The sequence below is a fragment of the Micromonospora sp. NPDC048887 genome, from assembly GCF_040649715.1.
GTDB lineage: Bacteria > Actinomycetota > Actinomycetes > Mycobacteriales > Micromonosporaceae > Micromonospora.
On sequence record NZ_JBEZGA010000008.1, the window covers coordinates 79,506 to 100,630 of the forward strand.

A 21,125-nucleotide genomic window follows, 5' to 3' on the forward strand; every position below is an offset into this window, starting at 1 on the left:
GAGACGGACATTCCCGGATTACCGGTCGTCAACCGGCAACCGGTTTGCGAGACGTTGCGCCGATCGACAAGGCTGGGCATCATGCCTGCCGCCACGACGACTCTCCGCGTGCTCGCCGCCTCGGTCATCGCGTCGCTCTCGGTCACCGGCTGCCAGGCCCTGGACGACGCGAACGTCGCGCTCGGCCGCTCCGACCTGGTCAACGACCTCGCCGCGCGGATGGACCGGGCGCTGGAGCAGACCTGGGCCGCCGACTACCAGATCGACGGCGGCCGGACCGCCTCGATCGCGCAGACGAAGAAGCCGCTGCGCTCCACGTACACCTGGCCGGGCGGCAAGATCACGGTGACGCAGGAGTCGGTGACCCGGTGCGCGAGCACCGCCGCCCGCACCTCCTGCACCGTCTCGCCGCCCGTGCTCACCGCCGGCAAGCCGTCGGTGGTCGTCTACGACGAGGCGCGCAAGGAGGGCCTGGTCACGCCGCCCGCGGTGATCCGGCTGCTCACCGCGGCGGCGCTCGATCCGGAAGCGGTCATCGAGCAGAGCGACACCACGCTCGCCGGCCGCCACGCCACCTGCGTCGACGTCACCCACAGCGGGGAACGCTTCAGCGCCTGCGTGACGACCGAAGGCGTGCTGGGGAGCTTCTCCGGCACGCTCGACGGCAAGCCCGCCGAGGTGACACTGAGTCGCTACACCGAGAGCGTCGAGGCCGCCGCGTTCGCCGTGCCGGCCGGCGCCGGTGTGGTGGACCGCCGCCCCACCACGTCGTGACCCCGCCCGACGGTCCCCCGTCCGAGGCCGAGGCCCGGGCCACCGTCGCTCGCCCGGCGCGCGCCGGATTCCTGCCCGCTGCCGATCACGGGCGGCCGCCGCAGCGCGACGACCTGGCGCTGCCGGTGTCCGGACGGAAGCTGCTGACCGGCCCGGACGAGCAGCCGCTGCGGATCGGCGCGCTGCCCGGCGACCTCGCCTGGACGCCGGTCGGCACGCTCGACGGCATACCGGCGTGGGCCGCCGAGGTGACCGATCCGGAGTCGCTGCCCGGCCGGTGGCGCAGCTGGCGCGGCCTCGCCGCCGAACTACCGGCACCCCGCGCCGACCTGGCCGGGCGGGCGCTCGCCGTGGTCACCTGGCGGCGTACGCACAGGTGGTGCGGCGCGTGCCGGGCCGAACTGGCCGACGTGCCGGGCGAGACCGCGCGGCGTTGCCCGGAGTGCGAACTCACCTCGTTCCTCCCCCTGTCCGTCGCGGTGCTGACCGCGATCACCCGCCCCGGCCCGGCCGGTGGCGCCGACGAGCTGCTGCTGGTCCGCCACGCGCACGGACCGACGCAGCTGTGGGCGCTCGTTGCCGGGTTCGTCGAGGCGGGCGAGTCGCTGGAGGCGGCGGTGCACCGCGAGGTCGCCGAGGAGGTCGGCCTGACCCTGCGGCGACCGGCCTACGTGGACAGCCAGCCGTGGGCGCTGTCCGGGCCGGGCACGCTGCTCACCGGGTTCACCGCCGAGGTGACCGACCCGGCCGCCGAACCGGCGCCCGACGGCACCGAGCTGACCGAGGCGCGCTGGTTCCCGGTCGACGCGCTGCCCGCCGAGCTGCCGCCCGCGTACTCGCTGTCGCGCTGGCTGATCGACGCGGTCGCCGCCCGCCGGTGAGCCCTCACACCCCCAGCAGCGTCCGCAGGTGGCGCGGCGGCGGGCAGTCGTGCGCCAGCATGGCGTCGTGCCAGTCACGCAGCGGCACGCCGTCCGGCCGCGCGGCGGCGATGTCGGCCATCTCGCTGTAGCCGACGAAGTACGTGGACAGCTGCGTCGAGGTGAGCAGCGCCCGCCGCCACTTGCCGGCCGCCTCGCCCTCCTCCTGGAAGCCACGCCCGGTCATCAACGCCATCGCCTCGGACTCGGGCAGGTCGTCGCAGTGCACGAGCTGGTCGAGCAGCGCGTTGATGGTCATCCGGAGCTGCATCTTGAGCTGCTGCAACCGCACCGGCAGGCCGCCGAAGCCGAGCCCGGCCATCAACTCCTCGGCGTAGACCGCCCAGCCCTCGACGAACACACCCGACTCGGTGAGCGCGCGTACCCGGGTCGGGCCGTCGTACCGGCGGGCGTGCGCGAGCTGGAGGAAGTGGCCGGGCATCGCCTCGTGCACCGTCAGGTTGCGGATCATGTGGTCGTTGTACTCCCGGTAGAACGACTCGATCCGCTGCGCCGGCCAGTCCGCCGGGGTGGGCGAGATGCAGTAGAAGGTCGGCACGTCGGCCGTCTCCAGCGGGCCCGGCGAGTCGCAGTAGGCCACCGCCACGCCCCGCGCGAACTCCGGCATCTCCTGGATGACGCACGGGTCGCCGACCATGCTGACCAGGTCGTGGTGGCGGACGAAGTCACTCGCCTCGTCCAGCGTCACCGAGGCCAGGTCGACGATCGTGGCGTCGTCCGGATGCTCGGCGGCGAGCAGGTCCAGCGCCCGGCGTACCGTCTCGTCGTCGGCCGGACCACCGACCAGCTCGACCGACGCCGCGCGGATCTCCTCGGTGACCCGGTCGAGGTTGGCCCAGGCGCGGCGCTGCACCTCGGCGGCGCTCAGCTCGGTGTCGAGCGTGTGCCACAGCCGCGCCTCCCACCGCCGCCGGCCCAGCCGCGGGTCACGCCCCGGGCCGGCGTCGGCGGCCAGGCCCTGCCGCAGCCAGGCCACGAACTCCTCCAGCGCGGCGATCGCGTCGGTGGCCGCCGCGCCGACCCGCTCACGCAGCGCCGGCGCCTCGGCCAGCAACCCGGGCACCTCGTCGCGGATCAGCGCCGCCGTACCGGTGAACTGCCCGACCGCCGTCTCCGCGTGGACCCGCGGCATGTCCCGCAGCGTCGCGCGCGCTGTCGACAGCGCGTCGGGTACGGCCGACAGGCGCCCGACCAGGCTGGTCAGGCGCTCCTCGGCCGGGGCAAAGGGACGGGCCAGCAGGGCGTGCAGCAGCGGTCCCGGGTTGTGGCGCAGCGGATCCCACTCGTGGCCGCGGATCTCGCCGACCTCGAACAGACCCCTGTCGACGAGGCTGGTGAGCAGCGCGTGGTCGACGCTCTCCGCCGGGTCGAGCGCGTCCGGGTCGATTTCCGCGAGCGCGTCGGCGGCGTCCTTGAGCATCGCCTGGTCGGCCGCGAGGGCATCGGCGGAGAGGTCGGGCAGGCGGTCGTCGTAACGGTGGTCCCCGGCGAAGGTGGCCAGCCCGGGCCGGCTCTCCAGCAACGCCTCCACGATCCGCTCCGCCAGCGGCACGAACGACTCCATCCCCCGACCCTACCGACCTCCGCTCCCTCCGCGCCCTCCCCGCGCCCTCCCCGCCCCTCCGCGTTGATCAAGGAGTTTGCGTCCCGCTCAGCGCCCCCCGACGACACAAACTCCTTGATCACCACGGCGAGTCAGCTGGACGGCCCGTGCCGGCGCTGCCGCCGGCCCTCGACGCGCTGGCTGGTGGGCGCGAGCGCGCCCAAGGCCGACGTAGATCTTGGACGGAAACGGCCCCTATAGGGGCACTTTCGTACCAAGATCTCCGCTGATCCCGCGATACGAACGGCGAGTCTCGCCTTCCGGGAGGCGCGGCTGGGCGGGGCCGGGTCGGCTCGGCGATCTTGCACTTTGCGCCCGGGCAGATCGGGCATTTGCGGCACCGCTCGGGCCGAAAGTGCAAGATCGCCAAGGGAGGGCAGGGAAGGGTGGGGCGCGGAGGGGCTAGGCGGGGTTGGTGGGGGTGGGGCGTTCGGCGGCTCGGACGGCTTCGGCGTACGCCAGGGTGGCCCGCCGCAGGGCGGCCTCCGGGTCGATGCCGGCCTGCCGTGCGGCGGCGACAGTTGCGAGCAGGCTCGCTCCCAGCCGGGCCTCCGGGTCCACCTGCGACTCGGCAAGCGGGGGCGGTACGGCCAGGCCGACCCGGCCGGCACGGTCCAGGATCTTCGCGGCCAGCGAGAGCGCGGGCTGGCTCAGCGCGATGCCGTCGAGCACCGATTCGCGGGTCTTCTCGGCCCGCTTGATCCGCTCCCAGTTCGCCTCGATCTCCTCGATCGAGCCGGCCGGCTCGCCGGAGAAGACGTGCGGGTTACGCCGCACCATCTTGTCGACCAGGGTCCCCGCCACGTCGTCGACGGTCCAGCTCTTGCCCTCCGGCAGGTTCTCCGCCAGCCGGGCGTGCAGCAGCACCTGGAGCAGGACGTCGCCCAGTTCCTCGCGGAGCGCGTCGGTGTCGTCGGCGCTGATCGCGTCGTACGCCTCGTAGCACTCCTCCAGCAGGAACCGGGCCAGGGTGCGGTGGGTCTGTGCCCGCTTCCACGGGTCGCCGCCCGGCGAGGCCAGCCGGTCCATCACCTCGACCGCGTCGAGCAGCCGGGCGCCGGGCGGGTCCCACGAGCCGTACATCAGCTCCAGTTCGGCCAGGGCGGGCTCGCGGGCCAGCCGCAGGCCGAGTTCGCGGGCCAGCGCCTCGTCGCCGGTCGGGCCGGCCAGCCACACCGCCCCACCGTGCGCCGCCGCGGCGTCGAGCAGCGCCGGGGTCGCACCCTCGGTCACCACGTTCACCTCGGCGCCGGCCGTCCGCACCGCCCGGGTCAGCTCGCTCTCCGCACCGGCGAGGACCGGAGCGGAGCGTACGGCGTCCCAGGCGGCCGAGGTCAGCAATCCGGCGGGCAGCCGGGGCGAGGTGACGAGCAGGACGATGCGCGCGGTCATGCGGCTCCGGGAGCCGGCGAACCGGAGGCCGGCGCCTCGGGCGTCGAGATGTCGGTGACCGGGCCCTCCTCGTTGACGTACGGCAGGGAGTAGAAGACGAACGACTGGCCGGTGTTCACGAGCGACGGCACGCCGGTCACGCCGAACCGGGGGTTGACGCGGACGTCCGTCTTCTCGGCCTGCTGCTGGAGCGCGTTGCTGAGGGCGGTGGCGGTACGCACGAACCCGGCCTCGCCGAACGCCTGCCGGACCTGGTCGACGCTCATGCCCGGCTGGATCGCCCCGGTCTTCTCGATGGCCCGGTAGACGGCCATCAGGGACTCGTCGCTGAGGTCGGCCGGGGGCAGGCTCTGCTGGAGCGTGCCGGAGAGGTCGACCCACTCGCCCCACAGCTTCGTGTACTCGGTGGTCGCCGGCATGCGCAGCTCCTGCTGGAGCTGCTCCGGGGAGATCTGGTCGGCGACCTGGAGACCCTTCTCGGCCGCCACGCGCTTGCCCAGGTCGATCGCGACCAGCAGGTTCAGCACGTCCTGCCGGGTCACCGAGGACCGCAGCTCCGCCGGCGAGGGCGTCTGCGGCGCCTGGCTACGGACGGCGTCCGCGTACTGCCGTTGCGCGTCCTCGTAGATCGCGTCGACCCGGTCGACCGAGTACCGGGTGTCGCCGACGTATGCGGCGACGTCCGGGGCGGAGCGGCCACAGGCGGCGAGAGAGAGCGCGGCGAGGGCCGCGACGCTGACGGCGACGAGGGAACGGCGAGCACGCATGAGGGTCACTCTCTCACGCCCCGTACCGGCCTGTGACTCCACCCACCTCATCGGGCACCGGCCACGGAACCGGCAGAACCGGCCAGCTCCTCGGGCTTGCCCCGTCACCTTCCGCTCGCCACTGCGGGGCTGGCAGAACCGGCCAGCTCCTCGGGCTTGCCCCGTCACCTTCCGCTCGCCACTGCGGGGCTGGCAGAACCGGCCAGCTCCTCGGGCTTGCCCAGCACATCGGCCAGGAGCTGCCCGCACCACTCCAGCAGCGCCTGGTCGCGCAGCGGCTCGCCGCCGATCCGCCGGGTGCTGGGCCGGGGCACGCTGACCTGGTCGAGCGCCTGCTTGTAGACCGAGTCCGGGTGGTAGCGCTTGAGCCGCATCTGCTTGGAGTCGGGCAGCGGCAGCGGGCCGAACCGGATGTGCTTGCCCTGCATCGACACGTCGGTCAGCCCGTAGCGGCGGGCCAGCAGCCGGAACCGGGCCACCGCGACCAGGTTCTGCACCGGCGCGGGCGGCTCGCCGTACCGGTCGGTCATCTCGGCGACCACCTCACGCAGGCGCTCCTCATCGCGGGCCTCGGCGAGCTTGCGGTACATCTCCAGGCGCAGCCGCTCCACGGCGACGTAGTCGTGCGGCAGGTGCGCGTCGATCGGCAGGTCGACCTTGACCTCGGTCTCCTCCTCGGTGCTCTCGCCCTTGAAGGCGGACACGGCCTCGCCGACCATCCGCACGTAGAGGTCGAAGCCGACGCCCTCGATGTGGCCGGACTGCTCGCCGCCGAGCAGGTTTCCGGCGCCGCGGATCTCCAGGTCCTTCATCGCCACGTACATGCCGGCGCCGAGTTCGGTGTGCTGGGCGATGGTGGCGAGCCGCTCGTGCGCGTTCTCGGTCAGCGGCTTCTCCGGCGGGTAGAGGAAGTAGGCGTACGCCCGTTCGCGGCCGCGGCCGACCCGGCCGCGGATCTGGTGCAGCTGGGCCAGGCCGAGCAGGTCGGCCCGCTCGACGATGAGGGTGTTGGCGTTGGGGATGTCGATGCCGGACTCGACGATGGTGGTGCAGACCAGGACGTCGAACTCCTTCTCCCAGAAGCCGACCATCACCTTCTCCAGCGCCTCCTCGCCCATCTGGCCGTGCGCCACCGCGACCCGCGCCTCCGGCACCAGTTCCCGGAGCTTGCGCGCCGTCTTCTCGATCGACTCGACCCGGTTGTGCAGGTAGAAGACCTGACCGTCGCGCAGCAGCTCACGGTGGATGGAGGCGGCCACCTGCCGGTCGTCGTACGCGCCGACGAACGTGAGCACCGGGTGCCGCTCCTCCGGCGGGGTGGCGATGGTGGACATCTCCCGAATGCCGGTGATCGCCATCTCCAGCGTGCGCGGGATCGGGGTGGCCGACATGGCGAGCACGTCGACCGAGGCGCGCAGCGTCTTCAGGTGCTCCTTGTGCTCGACGCCGAACCGCTGCTCCTCGTCGATGATGACCAGCCCCAGAGACTTGAACCGGGTGGACGCCTGGAGCAGCCGGTGGGTGCCGATGACGATGTCGACGGTGCCGGCAGCGGCCATCTCCAGCGTCTGCTCGGTCTCCTTCGGCGTCTGGAACCGGGACAGCTGCCGGATCGACACCGGGAACTGGCTCATCCGCTCGGCGAACGTGTTGTAGTGCTGCTGCACCAGCAGCGTGGTCGGCACCAGCACGGCCACCTGCTTGCCGTCCTGCACCGCCTTGAACGCCGCGCGTACCGCGATCTCGGTCTTGCCGTAGCCGACGTCGCCGCAGATCAGCCGGTCCATCGGGACGGTCTGTTCCATGTCCCGCTTGACCTCCTCGATGGCGGCCAGCTGGTCGGGTGTCTCCTGCCAGGGGAACGCGTCCTCCAGCTCCCGCTGCCACGGGGTGTCGGGGGCGAAGTTGTGCCCCTTGGACGCCTTGCGCGCGGCGTAGAGCTGGATGAGCTGCGCGGCGATCTCACGGACCGCCTTGCGGGCCCGGGCCTTGGACTTCTGCCAGTCCGAGCCGCCCATCTTGTGCAGCGTGGGCTGCTCGCCGCCGACGTAGCGGGAGAGCTGGTCGAGCTGGTCGGTGGGGACGAAGAGGCGGTCACCGGGCTGGCCGCGCTTGCTCGGCGCGTACTCGATGACCAGGTATTCGCGGCTCGCGCCGTTCACCGTGCGCTGCACCAGCTCGACGTACCGGCCGATGCCGTGCTGCTCGTGCACCACGAAGTCGCCGGCCTTCAGCTCCAGCGGGTCGATGGTGTTGCGCCGCCGGCTGGGCATCTTGCGCATGTCGCGGGTGGACGTGCCCCGGCCGCCGGTGACGTCGTTGCCGGTGAGGAGCACGAACTTCGACGCCTCGTCGACGAAGCCGGCGGTCAGGCAGCCGCACGACACGAGCAGCTCGCCGGGCGCGGGCGCGGCGGGCACCTCCTCGGTGAGGCGGGCGCCGAGACCGGCGTCGCGCAGCACCTCGACGGCCCGCTGGGCGGGACCGTGCCCCTCGAACACCAGCGCGATCGACCAGCCCTCGCCGGCCCACCGCTTCAGGTCGTCGACCACCCGTGCGGTCTCGCCGTGGTAGAGCGGGGCCGGCTGGGCGGCCAGACTCACCGCGATGGCGTCGTCGGGGGTGACGTCGACAGCGGCCGGCTCGTCCTCCCAGGGCTGCCGGGCCGGGGCGGCGTCGGCCTCGACCAGGCCGAACGGCGCGAGCGTCCACCAGGGCTGGCGCAGGGCGCGGGCCGCCGTGCGTACCTCGGCCAGGGTCTTGAAGGCGGCGGCGCCGAGGTCGACAGGGGCCTGGCCGCCGACGGCGGCCGCGGCCCAGCTGGCCTGGAGGAACTCCTCCGAGGTACGGACCAGGTCGTGCGCGCGGGTGCGGATGCGCTCCGGGTCGCAGAGGAGGACGTGGGTGCCGGCCGGCATGCAGTCCACGAGGAGTTCGAGCGCGTCGGCTCCGATCAGCGCCGGGGCCAGCGACTCCATGCCCTCGACCGGGATGCCCTCGGCCAGCTTGTCCAGGATCTCGGCCAGCTCGGGGTGCTCGGCGGCGAGCGCGGCGGCCCGCTCCCGCACCGCCGGGGTCAGCAGCAGTTCCCGGCACGGCGGCGCCCAGAGCTGCGCGACGCCCTCGATGGTGCGCTGGTCGGCGACCGCGAAGGTGCGGATCTCCTCCACCTCGTCGCCCCAGAACTCGACCCGGGACGGGTGCTCGTCGGTGGGCGGGAAGACGTCCAGGATGCCGCCGCGCACGGCGAACTCGCCGCGCTTGGTGACCAGGTCGACCCGGGCGTACGCCATGTCGGTGAGCCGGCGGGCCACCTCTTCCAGGTCGGCCTCGTCACCGGCGGCGAGCTGGACGGGCTCCAGGTCGCCGAGGCCCTTGAGCTGCGGCTGGAGCAGCGAGCGGACCGGCGCGACGACCACCCGCAGCGGCCCGGTACGGCCGTGCGCGTCAGCGGCGTCCGGGTGGGCGAGGCGGCGCAGCACGGCCAGGCGGCGCCCGACCGTGTCGGAGCGGGGCGACAGCCGCTCGTGCGGCAGCGTCTCCCAGGACGGGAAGACCGCCACCTGCTCCGGCGGCAGCAGGCTGCCCAGCGCGGAGGCCAGGTCGTCGGCCTCGCGGGTGGTGGCGGTGACCGCGAGGACCGGGCGGCCCGCGCCGCCGGCCGGCTCGTCGGCGGCGACGGCTGCGACAGCGAACGGGCGCAGCGCGGCGGGGGCGGTCAGGTCGAGCCCGTCGACCTGCGCGGCACCGGAGCGCGCCAGGTCACGCGCCCGGGCCAGCCCCGGGTCGGCCAGGGCGGCGGAGAAGAGTCCGGTGAGCATCAGTGATCACTTCCAGCGGCTTCGACACACGACGACGACCCCGCGTCCAGCCGGACGGGGGGTGCACCGTTCGAGCCTATCCCCCCGCACCGACGTTCCGGGGCCGCCCGAATCTGGATCTTGACCGGCCGCGGCCGGGCGTGGTGCGGTGGGCGGATGATCGAGTATCGGACGGTCTTCGACGCCGAGGTGGTTTTCTCCAACGGTGGCGGGCTGCGCACCGACGGGTTCCGGCTGGACGTGCCGCACCCGGACGTCACCGACGACGAGGTGGCCGCGCTGCTGGTCCGGCACCTCGGGCTGCTCATGGTCGGCGAGGTACGGATCACCAACCGGACCGTCGTCGAGGAGCCGCACAAGGGCGGGCGGGGCCTCGACGTCCCGGCCTCCGGTGGGCGGAAGCTCGTCGAGCTGAGTCACGTGATCACCGAGGGCATGGTCACGCTGCCCGGCTGGCCCGGACCGTCGATCACCGACTGGCTGACCCGGGAGGAGTCCCGGGAGCGGTACGCGCCGGGTGTCGAGTTCCACGTCGCGCGGATCAACATGATCGCCAACACCGGCACGTACGTGGACACGCCGTCGCACCGCTTCGCCGACGGCCCGGACCTGACCGGGATGCCGCTGGACCGCCTCGCCGACCTGCCCGGCCTGGTGGTACGCGTGCCGGCCGGTACGCGCGCGGTGGACCGGCTGCTGCTCGCCCCGTACGACGTGGCCGGGTGCGCGGTGCTGCTGCACACCGGCTGGGACGCGCACTTCGGCACCGACGCGTACGCCGCTCCGGAGGCGCCCTACCTGACCGGTGACGGCGCGCAGTGGCTGGCCGAGGCGGGCGCGGCGCTCGTCGGCATCGACTCGATCAACATCGACGACATGACTCCGGCGGCAGCCGGTCAGCGCCCGGCGCACACCGGCCTGCTGGCCGCCGGCATCCCGATCGTGGAACACCTGACCGGTCTGGACGCGCTGCCGCCTACCGGTTTCCGGTTCACCGCCGCCCCGCCACGGGTGGCCGGCATGGGCACGTTCCCGGTCCGCGCCTTCGCCGTCGTCGACGCCTGACCCACGCCGGCGCCGGCCGGACAGCGCCGGGTGGAACGCCATGGGTGTCGAAACAGCGCGGAGACACCCATGGCCGGCGTCGTCAGTAGCGCACGGCGATCCGGCGCTCGACCGCGTCCACCCGGATCTCGCCGCCGTACGGGATGATCAGCTGCGGGTCGGTGTGGCCCAGGTCGACGTCGAAGACCACCACCGGGTCGCCGGCGTACGGGGCGAGCGCCGACAGGATCGCCTCCCGCTGGTCCTCACTCCAGGCCAGCCGCTGCGCCACGGTATGCGGCCGGTCGAAGTCCCACGCCTTGGGGCGGCCCACCACGATCGCCGGTACGGCGGCGAGCAGACCCCGCTCGCCCATGTTGCGCACGATCCGGAAGACCTCCTGCGCGGGCGGCATCTCCTCCGACGTCTCCAGCACCAGCACCGAGCCGGCCAGGTCGGCCGCGCGCGGAACGCGGTCGGCCGCCATCAGCCAGTGCAGGATCTCCAGGTTGCCGCCCCAGGTGCGGCCCCGCACCACCTCGGCCGGGCCGTGCCAGCGCCAGCCCTCGGACGGGTACATCGGCGGCTCCCCGGCCAGCGCGGCCGGGTCGCGCCAGTCGCACGGCTCGTCGCCCCACTCGGGCGCGGCGGTCAGCTCGTACCAGCCGGAGGTGAACAGCGCGGCGCGCAGCGAGTCGAGCGTGAGCGGGTGCGGCTTGCCGGAGCGCCCGAGGTGCACCAGCACCGAGCCGCCGTGGTAGCCGACGACGCCCAGCCGGTAGAGGTGGTTGAGCACGTTGGTGTTGTCCGAGTAGCCGAAGTACGGCTTCGGGTTCGCCCGCAGCACGTCGTCGTCCAGGTACGGGGTGACGGTGATCAGGTCGTCCCCGCCGACCGTCGCCAGGACGGCGGTGATCGTCGGGTCGGCGAACGCGGCGGTCAGGTCACGTGCCCGGTCGCGCGGGTCGGCGCCCATGACCCGGGTCGTCGGATACTCCACCGGTTCCAGCCCCAGCTCGTCGCGGAGCCGGCGCAGCCCCAGCTCGTACACGTGGGGGAAGAGACCCGGCAGGCCGGCGGAGGGCGACACCACCGCGACCCGGTCGCCCGGCTGCGGTTTGGCGGGGTAGACAGGCACGTTCATGGCCCGACGCTATCGGCCCGGGCCAGCGGTTTTCGCTCGACGAAACCCCACGAGCCGGACATATGCCGGCAATAGGCTGTGGCCGTGGACGACGAGCCGGAGCTGCGTACCCGGGACTGGCTGCCGCGCACGGCGGCGCTGATCCTCGGCACCCTGGCGCTGGCCAGCGCGTTCATTGCCGCCTACGTCGGCGCGCTGCACAAGCCGGACCCGCGCGACGTGCCGGTCGCCGTGGTCACGAACGACCAGCAGGCCCAGGCCGTGATGTCCGGCGTCCGCGCCCGCACAGACACGATCAAACCCGTCGGGTACGACAGCCTCGACGCCGCCTCCGACGGCCTCAACGACAGGTCGGTGTACGCGGTGCTCAGCTCCGCCCCGGACGGCGGCCTGACCCTCGCCACCGCCAGCGCCGGAGCGCCCGCCGCCAGCGAACTCGTCACCGGGGTGTTCACCGAGGCGGCCCGGCAGGCCGGGGTGCCACTTCAGGTCACCGACGACGTGCCGGTCTCCGCCGACGACCCGCGCGGCCTGGTGCCGTTCTACCTGGCCGTCGGCGTGGTGCTCGGCGGCTACCTGGCGTCCACCGCCCTCGGCATCTCGCTCGGCACCAGCCCGCGCAGCCTGCGCCGGGCCGGGCTGCGGATCGCCACGCTCGCGGTGCACGCGATCCTGCTCGGCGTCATCGGGGCGATCCTGGTCGGGCCGGTGCTGGGTGTGTTCGCCGGACACGCGGCGACGGTGGCGGTGGTCGGCGCGCTCGCCGCGTTCGCGGCCGGGATGGTCGCCGCCGCCGTGCAGGGCTGGCTCGGGCTGCTCGGCACCGGCATCGTGATCCTGCTGCTCGTGGTGCTCGGCAACCCCGGCTCCGGCGGCATCTACGCGCCCGAGTTCCTGCCGCCGTTCCTGCGCGGCATGCACCGCTGGAACGTTCCAGGCCTCGCCACCGACCTGTTCAAGTCGGCCATCTACTTCGACTGGCGCGGCGGCGGGTGGGCGTTGACCGGGTTGCTGCTCTGGGTGCTCGCCGGCCTGGCCGGTCTGCTCACCGCGACCATGTTCCGCGCCCGGCGGCGGCCGCCGCCGGGTCGGCACGCCGCCGACCGGGGCTGACCGGCGGGCCGTCCCAGAGTGCAGATCATCACGCCGTCCCCCTCCTGCCCACCGGGGGCACGCGGATACCATCCAGAGGAGTCGGACAGCGCTGTCCTTCGTCCTCGCGTAAGGAGCGCAACCGTGACCGACCAGCACGACCACGACGGCCCCGACGCCGCTCTCCGGGCCGACATCCGCCGCCTCGGCACGCTGCTCGGGCAGACCCTTGCCCGCCAGGAGGGCCGTCCGCTGCTCGACCTGGTCGAGGAGATCCGCGCCCAGGTCCGCTCCGACGTGCCGGCCGCCGCCCAGCGCCTCGCCGGGCTCGACGTCACCACCGGCACGAAGCTGGCCCGTGCCTTCTCCACCTACTTCCACCTGGCGAACATCACCGAGCAGGTGCACCGCGCGCGGGACCTGCGCCGTCGCCGCGCCACGCACGGCGGCTGGCTGGACCAGGCGGCCAAGATGATCGCCGAGCGGGGCGTACCGGCCGAGGAGATCGCCGCGGCGGCCCGGCGGCTTGCCGTACGCCCGGTCTTCACCGCCCACCCGACCGAGGCGGCCCGCCGGTCCATCCTGTCCAAGCTGCGCGCGGTCGCCGACGAGCTGGACACCGAGACCGCGAACGCGATCCTCTACGGCGCCAGCGACGAGGGCCCGGCGAACCGCCGCCTGGCCGAACTGCTCGATCTCATGTGGCAGACCGACGAGCTGCGGCTGGACCGGCCGGACCCGACCGACGAGGCGCGCAACGCCATCTACTACCTGCGGGACCTGTACGCCGAGGCCGCGCCGCAGGTCCTCGACGACCTCGCCGACACGCTGCGCACGCTCGGCGTGGAGACGTCACCGACGTCCCGCCCGCTGAGCTTCGGCACCTGGATCGGCGGCGACCGCGACGGCAACCCGTTCGTCACGCCGGTGGTCACCCGCGAGGTGCTGCGCATCCAGCACGAGCACGGCATCGCCGCCACCGAGAAGGCGATGGACGAGCTGATCACCGAGGTCAGCGTCTCCCGGCGGCTGCGCGCGGTGTCGCTCGACCTGTCCGCCAGCCTGGCCAAGGACCTCGACGCGCTACCGGAGGTGGCACCCCGGTTCCGCCGGGTGAACGCGGAGGAGCCGTACCGGCTCAAGGCGCGGTGCGTGAAGGCGAAGCTCGCCAACACCCGGGAGCGGCTGCGCGCCGACACCCCGCACGTGCCGGGGCGCGACTACCGGGGCTCGGCCGAGCTGATCGCCGACCTGGAGCTGCTGCGCGCCTCGCTGGCCCGCAACTCCGGTCAGCTCACCGCCGTGGGGCGGCTCGCCTCGACCATCCGTACGGTGTCCGCGTTCGGCCTGCACCTGGCCACCATGGACATCCGGGAGCACGCGGAGAAGCACCACGAGGTGCTGGCCCAGCTCTACGAGGCGGTCGGCGAGGTGTCCGACTACCCGGCCCTGTCCCGGCTGGAGCGCACCAAGCTGCTCGCCGACGAGCTGACCGGCCGCCGTCCGCTCTCCACCCAGGACAGCCCGCTCACCGAGTCGGCCCGCAAGACGTTCGACGTGTTCGCGGCGATCCGCGAGGCGCAGGACCGGTTCGGCCCCGAGGTCATCGAGTCGTACATCATCTCGATGACGCTCGGCGTGGACGACGTGCTCGCCGCGGTGGTGCTGGCCCGCGAGGCCGGCCTGGTGGACGTGCACTCCGGGCGGGCCCGCATCGGCATCGTGCCGCTGCTGGAGACCCCGGCCGAGCTGAACGCCGGTGGCGAACTGCTGGACGAGCTGCTGTCGCTGCCCGCGTACCGGGCGCTGGTCGCGGCGCGGGGCGACGTGCAGGAGGTGATGCTCGGCTACTCCGACTCCAACAAGGAGGCGGGCATCACCACCAGCCAGTGGTCCATCCACCGGGCGCAGCGCGCGCTGCGGGACGTGGCCGCGCGGCACGGTGTGCACCTGCGGTTGTTCCACGGCCGGGGCGGCACCGTCGGCCGGGGTGGCGGCCCCACGCACGACGCGATCCTGGCCCAGCCGTACGGCACGCTCGACGGCGCGATCAAGGTGACCGAGCAGGGCGAGGTCATCTCCGACAAGTACACGCTGCCGGCGCTGGCCCGGGAGAACCTGGAACTGACGGTGGCGGCGGTGCTCCAGGCCACGCTGCTGCACACCGCGCCCCGGCAGCCGGCCGAGATGCTGGAGCGCTGGGACGCGGCCATGGACGTCGTCTCGGAGTCGGCGTTCCGGTCGTACCGGTCGCTGGTCGAGGACCCGGACCTGCCCGCGTACTTCTGGGCCTCCACCCCGACCGAGCTGCTCGGCGCGCTGAACATCGGCTCCCGGCCGGCGAAGCGCCCGAACACCGGTGCCGGACTGTCCGGCCTGCGGGCCATCCCGTGGGTGTTCGGCTGGACGCAGACCCGGCAGATCGTGCCGGGCTGGTTCGGCGTGGGCTCCGGGCTGGCCGCCGCGCGGGCGGCCGGGCTGGCCGACGTGCTCGCCGAGATGAACCGGAACTGGCACTTCTTCCGCACGTTCCTGTCGAACGTCGAGATGATGCTGACCAAGACCGACCTGACCATCGCCCGGCGGTACGTGGAGACGCTGGTGCCGAAGAAGCTGCACCCGATCTTCGACAAGATCGAGCAGGAGTACGAGCTGACCAAGCAGGAGGTGCTGGCGGTCACCGCCTCACCGGCGCTGCTGGACAACTCCCCGGTGCTCCAGCGCACGCTCGCCGTGCGGGACACCTACCTGGAGCCGCTGCACCACCTCCAAGTGGCGTTGCTGCGGCAGTACCGCGAGTCCGGCGCGGCCGGGCGGGCGGTGGCGACCGCGCCGGGTGGGCGACGCGCCCCGAACGACGGCACGGCCCTGGAGCGGGCGCTGCTGACCACCGTCAACGGCATCGCCGCCGGCATGCGCAACACCGGCTGAGGTGTAAGGAAGGGCCCCCTCTTAACGCCTCGTGCATAAGAGGGGGCCCTTTTTAACGCATGCGCCGAGCGCGCCCGAGTGGCGCGAGTGGCGCGCTCGGACGCGCGGTCTCGGACGCGCGGCGCCGGCTAGAAGTCGCCGCCGCCGAAGTCCCCGCCGAAGTCGCCGCCGCCGAAGCCACCGAAGTCGCCGCCGCCGAAGCCACCACCACCACCGAAGTCGCCACCGGCGTCGCCGCCGCCCATGTCGCCGCCCTGGTCGCCGAAGTCCTGGCCGTCGCCGAAGCCCTCCTGGTAGCCGGCGTCGTAGCCGTACCCGGGGTCGGCGAACGCGGGCGAGAACAGCGCGTCCGCGATCAGCATGCCGCCGACCACACCGACGCCCGCCCCGAGCGCGGTCTTCCACCACGGCGTGGAGTACCAGCCGGCCGGCACCGGCCGCCCCTGGAACCGCCCACCGGGGTAGTAGTAGGGCGTCGCGTTCCCCGGCTGCGGGCCGGCCCGGAACGTCTGCCCCTGCACGTCGACCTGGCGTTCCTTGGTGAGCGCGCCGGCGCCCTGGGCGGAGGCGAGCGGCGGCAGCTCCGGGCCCGGGTCGATGCCCATCGCGGTCCGCGCCGCCCGGATGTACGCCAGCCCTTCCAGCGCGGTCTCCCGGGCCAGCCCGAACTGGCGCGGCGTGCTCGCCTGCTCCAGCTGCGAACCGGCCGCGTTGTAGCGCTCACCGGCGTCGGCGAGCGCCTGCCGGACCGCCGGGGCGTCGCCGTGCAGGTTCATGAGCTGGCCGCCGAGCCGCTCGTACCAGCGCTGCGCCTCGGCGCGGGCGTCGGCCAGCTCGTTCGACCGCCGCGACCTGCTCCCCCTTCGCCAGAACACGAACGCACCTCCGAGCAGCAGGATCAGGACCAGCCACAACGCGAACTCCATGACTCAAACGTACCCACCGGGCGCTCGTCGTACCCGTTTGGCAAGCTCTTGGCCATGAGCTTTGCGACGCTGGCCGTGGTGCTGCTCTGCCTCGCCGCGGGCGGCGCGGTGGGCTGGCTGGCCGCGCGGGCGCGCGCGGCGGCGGACATCGCCCGCCTGGAGGCGACGCTCGCCGCCACCAAGGCCGGCGAGGGGCGGCTGGAGCAGTCCATGCGGGCGCTCAGCTACGAGGCGACGGCGCAGTCCCAGGAGGCGGTTGCCCGCGCGGTCGCGCCGCTGCACGAGACGCTGCGCCGCTACGAGCAGCGGGTGGCCGAGCTGGAGCGGGACCGCGTCGACGCGTACGCCGAGCTGCGCGAGCAGGTGCGCGCCATGAGCACGGTCTCCGGCGAGCTGCGCACCGAGACCAAGCAACTGGTCGCCGCGCTGCGCGCGCCGCAGGTGCGGGGCCGCTGGGGCGAGCACCAGCTCCGCCGGATCGTCGAGGCCGCCGGCATGCTGGAGCACTGCGACTTCAGCGAGCAGGTCACCGCCGCGACCGACCACCAGGGGGTACGCCCCGACCTGGTGGTACGCCTGCACGGCGGCCGGACGGTGGTGGTGGACGCCAAGGCGCCGTTCGACGCGTACCTGACCGCGATGGAGGCGCGCGACGAGCGCGGGCGCGACACCCACCTGGACGCGCACGCCCGGCACCTGCGCGCGCACGTGGACGCCCTGGCCGCCAAGTCCTACTGGTCGGCGTTCGACCAGACACCCGAGTTCGTGGTGTTGTTCGTGCCGGCGGACCCGTTCCTCGACGTGGCGCTGCAACGCGACCCGTCCCTGTTGGAGCACGCGTTCGCCCGCAACGTGGTGCTCGCCACCCCGGCCACTCTGGTGGCGCTGCTGCGCACGGTCGCCTACTCGTGGCGGCAGGAGGCGCTGGCGCGCAACGCGGCCACCGTCCACTCGCTGGCCCGCGAGCTGTACGCACGGCTGTCCACACTGGGTGACCACGTCGGCAAGCTCGGCAGTTCGCTGAGCGGGGCGGTGACGGCGTACAACAGGGCGGTGGGGTCGCTGGAGGCGCGAGTGCTGGTCAGCGCCCGCAAGCTGGCCGAGCTGGGTGTCTCCGACGACGAGCTGGCCACCCCGGCGCAGGTCGAGCTGGCGCCGAGGCAGCCGCAGGCACCAGAGCTGCTGGGGACGCCGTCCACATCGTCCGAGAGGTCGGCAGGCGTCGACATCTAGCACGGCACGCGCGATGACGTAGGCCGATCCGTATCACGGACTGATCACAAACCCAGGCCGAGTAGTGACACCTGCCGTCGTGACACGCAGGATCACCGTCACACGTGCCCTGCCCCTCGAGGGCCCTGTTCTCTGGAGGAAGAGAACGTTGAGTAGACCCCGCACGCGCAGCCGGCGACCGTCCGCCGCGCTCCTGGCCTCGGTCCTCGCGGCCGGCGCTCTGACCGTCGGAGGTGGCGCCGGTACCGCGAGCGCCGCCCCGGCCCCCCAACCCTCGCAGCCGACCGCCGCGAAGGCACTGGGCGCACACGACGCCAAGCTGCTCGACGAGGCCGAGGCGAAGAACGCGCCGACCGTCACGATGATCGTCGCGGCCAAGAAGGGCTCGACCAAGAAGGTCGTCGACGGCCTGACCGCCCTGGGCGCCACCGTCAGCCAGCGGTACGACCAGATCGGCTACGTGCTGGCCCAGGTACCGACCGCGAAGGCGCTCAAGGCCGCCACGCTGCCCGGTGTCGCCGCCGTCGACCTGGACGAGACCATCAAGCTCCCCGACCCGGCCCCGGAGGCGGCCCCGAAGGGCGCCAAGACCGCCGCGCAGGCCCAGACGCTGGCCGGGCCGGGCGGCGACACCGGTGCGGTGAACCCGTACATGCCGACGAACGAGACCGGCGCGGAGTCCTTCAAGGCCGCGAACCCGCAGTGGGACGGCCGCGGCGTCACCATCGGCATCATGGACTCCGGTGTGGACCTCGATCACCCGGCGCTGCAGCAGACCACCACCGGCGAGCGCAAGATCGTCGACTGGGTGACCGCCACCGACCCGCTGGAGGACGCGTCCTGGCGGCCGATGCTGACCGAGGTCAGCGGCCCGACGTTCACCACCTCGCTCGGCACCTGGACGGCGCCGGCCGGCAACTACCGGTTCAACGTGTTCCGCGAGAACATCACCGCGAACAGCGACGCGCGGGGTGACCTCAACCGCGACGGGGACACCACCGACTTCTGGGGCGTGCTCTACAGCCCCACCACCGGTGACGTCCGCGTCGACGCGAACCAGAACAACGACTTCACCGACGACGAGGTGATGCGGCCGTACAAGGAGAAGTTCCAGGTCGGCCACTTCGGCACGGACAACCCGGCCACCGCCGTACGGGAGCAGATCCCGTTCGTGGTCGAGTACCGGCGCAACGTGAACACCGCCCCGGTCGGCGGCCCCGGCCTGGTCGACTACGTCAACATCGGCATCGTCGAGAGCACCCACGGCACCCACGTCGCCGGCATCACCGCCGCAAACGACATGCTCGGCAACAGCGCCTTCGACGGCGCCGCCCCGGGTGCCAAGCTGGTCTCCGCCCGCGCCTGCTCCTGGGGTGGCGGCTGTACCGCGGCGGCGCTCACCACCGGCATGGCCGACCTGGTGATCAACCGCAAGGTCGACGTGGTGAACATGTCGATCGGAGGCCTGCCCGCGCTCAACGACGGCTCGAACGCCCGCGCGGTCCTCTACAACGACCTGATCAACACCTACGGCGTGCAGCTGTTCATCTCGGCCGGCAACTCCGGCCCGGGTCTGAACACCGTCGGCGACCCGTCGGTCGCCACCGACGTGGTCAGCGTCGCGGCGAGCATCAGCAAGGACACCTGGCTGGCCAACTACGGCTCGGTGGTCCGCAAGGACAACGCGCTGTTCAACTTCTCCTCGCGCGGCCCGCGTGAGGACGGCGGCTTCAAGCCGAACGTCGCCGCTCCGGGCTCGGCCATCTCCACCGCGCCGACCTGGCAGCCGGGCAACCCGGTGCCGGAGGCGGGCTACCCGCTGCCCCCGGGCTACCAGATGCTCAACGGCACCTCGATGGCCGCCCCGCAGGCCACCGGCGCCGCCGCGCTGCTGCTGTCGGCCGCCAAGGCGACCGGCAAGGGCGTCACCCCGGCCGCGCTGCGCCGGGCCGTCTACACCTCGGCCCAGCCGATCGCGGATGTCCCGACGTACGCGCAGGGCTACGGCATGTTCGACGTGCCGGGCGCGTGGAGCCTGCTCGCCAAGGGCGTGCCGACCCGCACCTACACCTCCGAGGCGCCGGTCTGCACCGAACTGTCGCCGAACCTGACCCGCTACGACCGGGCCTCCGGCACGTTCGTGCCGAACCCGAACGTCGGCACCGGCCTCTACAACCGCTGCGCCGCCGACCGCGGTGGCCAGAAGGTCAAGGAGAGCCGCCACTACGAGGTGAAGCTGACCCGCACCAGCGGCCCGAACAAGGGCATCAAGCACGAGGTCGCGTTCCGCGGCAACGACGGCACCTACAGCGCCCCCAAGGTGGTCTGGCTGCCGCTGAACAAGACCGTCACGGTCAAGGTGAAGGCCAAGCCGATGACGGCCGGCGCCCACGGCGCCATCATGACCGTCGACGACCCGGCCACCAATGTGGTCGACTTCGAGGTCGCCACCGTCGTGGTCGCCTCGAACCCGGTGTCCGCTCCGGCGTACTCCTTCTCGGTCGACGGCTCGGTCGAGCGGAACGGCTTCCGGTCGTACTTCGTGACCGTCCCGCCGGGTGCGGGTGCGCTCCAGGTCAACCTGTCCGGCATCGCGACCGGCTCGCAGACCCGCTTCATCGCCATCAACCCGTACGGCGTGCCGGTCGAGAGCACCGCCAGCACCGCCTGCTACACCAACTTCTCCGACGCCGCGGTCTGCAAGCCGCAGGAGCGGGACTACCAGAACCCGCTGCCGGGCGTGTGGGAGATCGAGGTGGAGGCGCGTCGCACCTCGCCGGCGTTGGACAACCCGTTCCGGCTGCAGGCCCGCGTGCAGGGCGTCAAGGTGGAGCCCGCAGTGGTCCAGCTCCCGTCGGTCACCGCGGGCACCCCGGCCTCGGTGAGCTGGAAGCTGACCAACACGTTCGGCCCGGTCCAGGTGACCGGCGTCGGCGGTCCGCTGGCGAGCGCCCGGGCCGAGCGGCCCAGCATCACCGAGGGCGCCACCCAGGAGTACGTGGTGGAGGTGCCCGAGGGCGCCACCTCGTTCACCGCCCGGATCGGCAACCCGTCCGACCTGAGCGCCGACCTGGACCTGACCGTCTTCCGCGGCACCACCCAGGTGGGCCAGTCGGCCGACGGTGACTCGGAGGAGGCGGTCACGCTGACCAACCCGACGCCGGGCACCTACCGGGTCGTGATCGACGGTTACTCGATGAGCGACCCGAGCACCGCGTACGACTACCGGGACTCGTTCGCGTCCCCGGCGCTGGGCACGCTCTCCGCGCCGTCCACGCCGCTGTCCCTGGCGTACGGCGCCACCGCCACCCTGACCGGTGCGGTGACCGCCCTGTCCACCCCGGCCGCCGGCCGGGAGCTGTACGGCGACATGGCCGTGACCACCACCGAGGGCGCGGTCGTCGGCCGCGGTTCGGTCGAGGTCCTCGCGGTCAACTGAGCCGCTGACACGACGGAG

Annotated in this window: 13 protein-coding genes; 7 read left to right on the top strand and 6 right to left on the bottom strand. The window is 73.0% G+C overall.

Annotated elements, in window-relative coordinates; genetic code table 11:
- Window positions 1-81: 81 nt before the first annotated feature.
- Entirely contained in the window at window positions 82-774 is a 693-nt protein-coding gene (locus AB0C17_RS14800) for a hypothetical protein (RefSeq protein ID WP_357381663.1), read from the top strand.
- Window positions 771-1,655, top strand: coding sequence for an NUDIX domain-containing protein (locus AB0C17_RS14805; RefSeq protein ID WP_357478869.1), 885 nt, complete (start codon window positions 771-773; stop codon window positions 1,653-1,655). The genes AB0C17_RS14800 and AB0C17_RS14805 overlap by 4 nt, the downstream gene beginning before the upstream one ends.
- Window positions 1,656-1,659: 4 nt before the next feature.
- Here the strand turns inward: AB0C17_RS14805 and AB0C17_RS14810 are convergent, their stop codons facing one another.
- The 4 genes from AB0C17_RS14810 to mfd all read right to left on the bottom strand — a co-directional run bounded on the left by AB0C17_RS14810 (window position 1,660) and on the right by mfd (window position 9,298).
- Window positions 1,660-3,279 (bottom strand): DUF885 domain-containing protein, encoded by a 1,620-nt coding sequence (locus tag AB0C17_RS14810; protein WP_357478872.1) that lies wholly within the window; start codon window positions 3,277-3,279, stop codon window positions 1,660-1,662.
- 441 nt (window positions 3,280-3,720) lie between these two features.
- Complete coding sequence (locus AB0C17_RS14815) at window positions 3,721-4,710, bottom strand: nucleoside triphosphate pyrophosphohydrolase (RefSeq protein ID WP_357478875.1); 990 nt, start codon at window positions 4,708-4,710, stop codon at window positions 3,721-3,723.
- Entirely contained in the window at window positions 4,707-5,477 is a 771-nt protein-coding gene (locus AB0C17_RS14820) for a hypothetical protein (protein ID WP_357381654.1), read from the bottom strand. The genes AB0C17_RS14815 and AB0C17_RS14820 overlap by 4 nt, the downstream gene beginning before the upstream one ends.
- 164 nt (window positions 5,478-5,641) lie before the next feature.
- Window positions 5,642-9,298 carry a transcription-repair coupling factor gene (mfd, locus tag AB0C17_RS14825; protein ID WP_357470146.1) on the bottom strand — a complete coding sequence of 1,219 codons (3,657 nt, stop codon included), beginning with the start codon at window positions 9,296-9,298 and terminating at the stop codon, window positions 5,642-5,644.
- A 156-nt stretch (window positions 9,299-9,454) separates the two neighbouring features.
- On the opposite strand from mfd, the gene AB0C17_RS14830 reads away from it, so the two are divergent.
- On the top strand, window positions 9,455-10,363 hold the full coding sequence (locus AB0C17_RS14830; RefSeq protein WP_357470143.1) for a cyclase family protein: 909 nt from the start codon (window positions 9,455-9,457) through the stop codon (window positions 10,361-10,363).
- Window positions 10,364-10,445: 82 nt separating this feature from the next.
- Here AB0C17_RS14830 and AB0C17_RS14835 read toward each other — a convergent pair whose 3' ends face one another.
- Window positions 10,446-11,486 carry a S66 peptidase family protein gene (locus tag AB0C17_RS14835; protein ID WP_357381647.1) on the bottom strand — a complete coding sequence of 347 codons (1,041 nt, stop codon included), beginning with the start codon at window positions 11,484-11,486 and terminating at the stop codon, window positions 10,446-10,448.
- A gap of 84 nt (window positions 11,487-11,570) precedes the next feature.
- Here AB0C17_RS14835 and AB0C17_RS14840 point away from each other — a divergent pair, with 84 nt between their 5' ends.
- Window positions 11,571-12,599 (top strand): hypothetical protein, encoded by a 1,029-nt coding sequence (locus AB0C17_RS14840; RefSeq protein WP_357381645.1) that lies wholly within the window; start codon window positions 11,571-11,573, stop codon window positions 12,597-12,599.
- 123 nt (window positions 12,600-12,722) lie between these two features.
- The gene (ppc, locus tag AB0C17_RS14845; protein WP_357381643.1) at window positions 12,723-15,509 is read left to right on the top strand and encodes a phosphoenolpyruvate carboxylase; all 2,787 of its coding nucleotides are present in this window, start codon (window positions 12,723-12,725) and stop codon (window positions 15,507-15,509) included.
- Window positions 15,510-15,637: 128 nt separating this feature from the next.
- Here ppc and AB0C17_RS14850 read toward each other — a convergent pair whose 3' ends face one another.
- Window positions 15,638-16,435, bottom strand: coding sequence for a hypothetical protein (locus AB0C17_RS14850; protein WP_357470137.1), 798 nt, complete (start codon window positions 16,433-16,435; stop codon window positions 15,638-15,640).
- Window positions 16,436-16,489: 54 nt separating this feature from the next.
- Here AB0C17_RS14850 and AB0C17_RS14855 point away from each other — a divergent pair, with 54 nt between their 5' ends.
- On the top strand, window positions 16,490-17,668 hold the full coding sequence (locus tag AB0C17_RS14855; protein ID WP_357470134.1) for a DNA recombination protein RmuC: 1,179 nt from the start codon (window positions 16,490-16,492) through the stop codon (window positions 17,666-17,668).
- A 148-nt stretch (window positions 17,669-17,816) separates the two neighbouring features.
- Window positions 17,817-21,107, top strand: a complete 3,291-nt coding sequence (locus AB0C17_RS14860) for a S8 family serine peptidase (RefSeq protein WP_357478878.1) — start codon at window positions 17,817-17,819, stop codon at window positions 21,105-21,107.
- Window positions 21,108-21,125 lie beyond the last annotated feature (18 nt).

What these genes read in the sequence shown, in the direction of transcription:
- AB0C17_RS14800 (WP_357381663.1), top strand. Translation starts at nt 82, where the DNA reads ATGCCTGCCGCCACGACGACTCTCCGCGTGCTCGCCGCCTCGGTCATC.
- AB0C17_RS14810 (WP_357478872.1), bottom strand. Translation starts at nt 3,279, where the DNA reads ATGGAGTCGTTCGTGCCGCTGGCGGAGCGGATCGTGGAGGCGTTGCTG.
- AB0C17_RS14815 (WP_357478875.1), bottom strand. Translation starts at nt 4,710, where the DNA reads ATGACCGCGCGCATCGTCCTGCTCGTCACCTCGCCCCGGCTGCCCGCC.
- AB0C17_RS14820 (WP_357381654.1), bottom strand. Translation starts at nt 5,477, where the DNA reads ATGCGTGCTCGCCGTTCCCTCGTCGCCGTCAGCGTCGCGGCCCTCGCC.
- mfd (WP_357470146.1), bottom strand. Translation starts at nt 9,298, where the DNA reads ATGCTCACCGGACTCTTCTCCGCCGCCCTGGCCGACCCGGGGCTGGCC.
- AB0C17_RS14830 (WP_357470143.1), top strand. Translation starts at nt 9,455, where the DNA reads ATGATCGAGTATCGGACGGTCTTCGACGCCGAGGTGGTTTTCTCCAAC.
- AB0C17_RS14835 (WP_357381647.1), bottom strand. Translation starts at nt 11,486, where the DNA reads ATGAACGTGCCTGTCTACCCCGCCAAACCGCAGCCGGGCGACCGGGTC.
- AB0C17_RS14850 (WP_357470137.1), bottom strand. Translation starts at nt 16,435, where the DNA reads ATGGAGTTCGCGTTGTGGCTGGTCCTGATCCTGCTGCTCGGAGGTGCG.
- AB0C17_RS14855 (WP_357470134.1), top strand. Translation starts at nt 16,490, where the DNA reads ATGAGCTTTGCGACGCTGGCCGTGGTGCTGCTCTGCCTCGCCGCGGGC.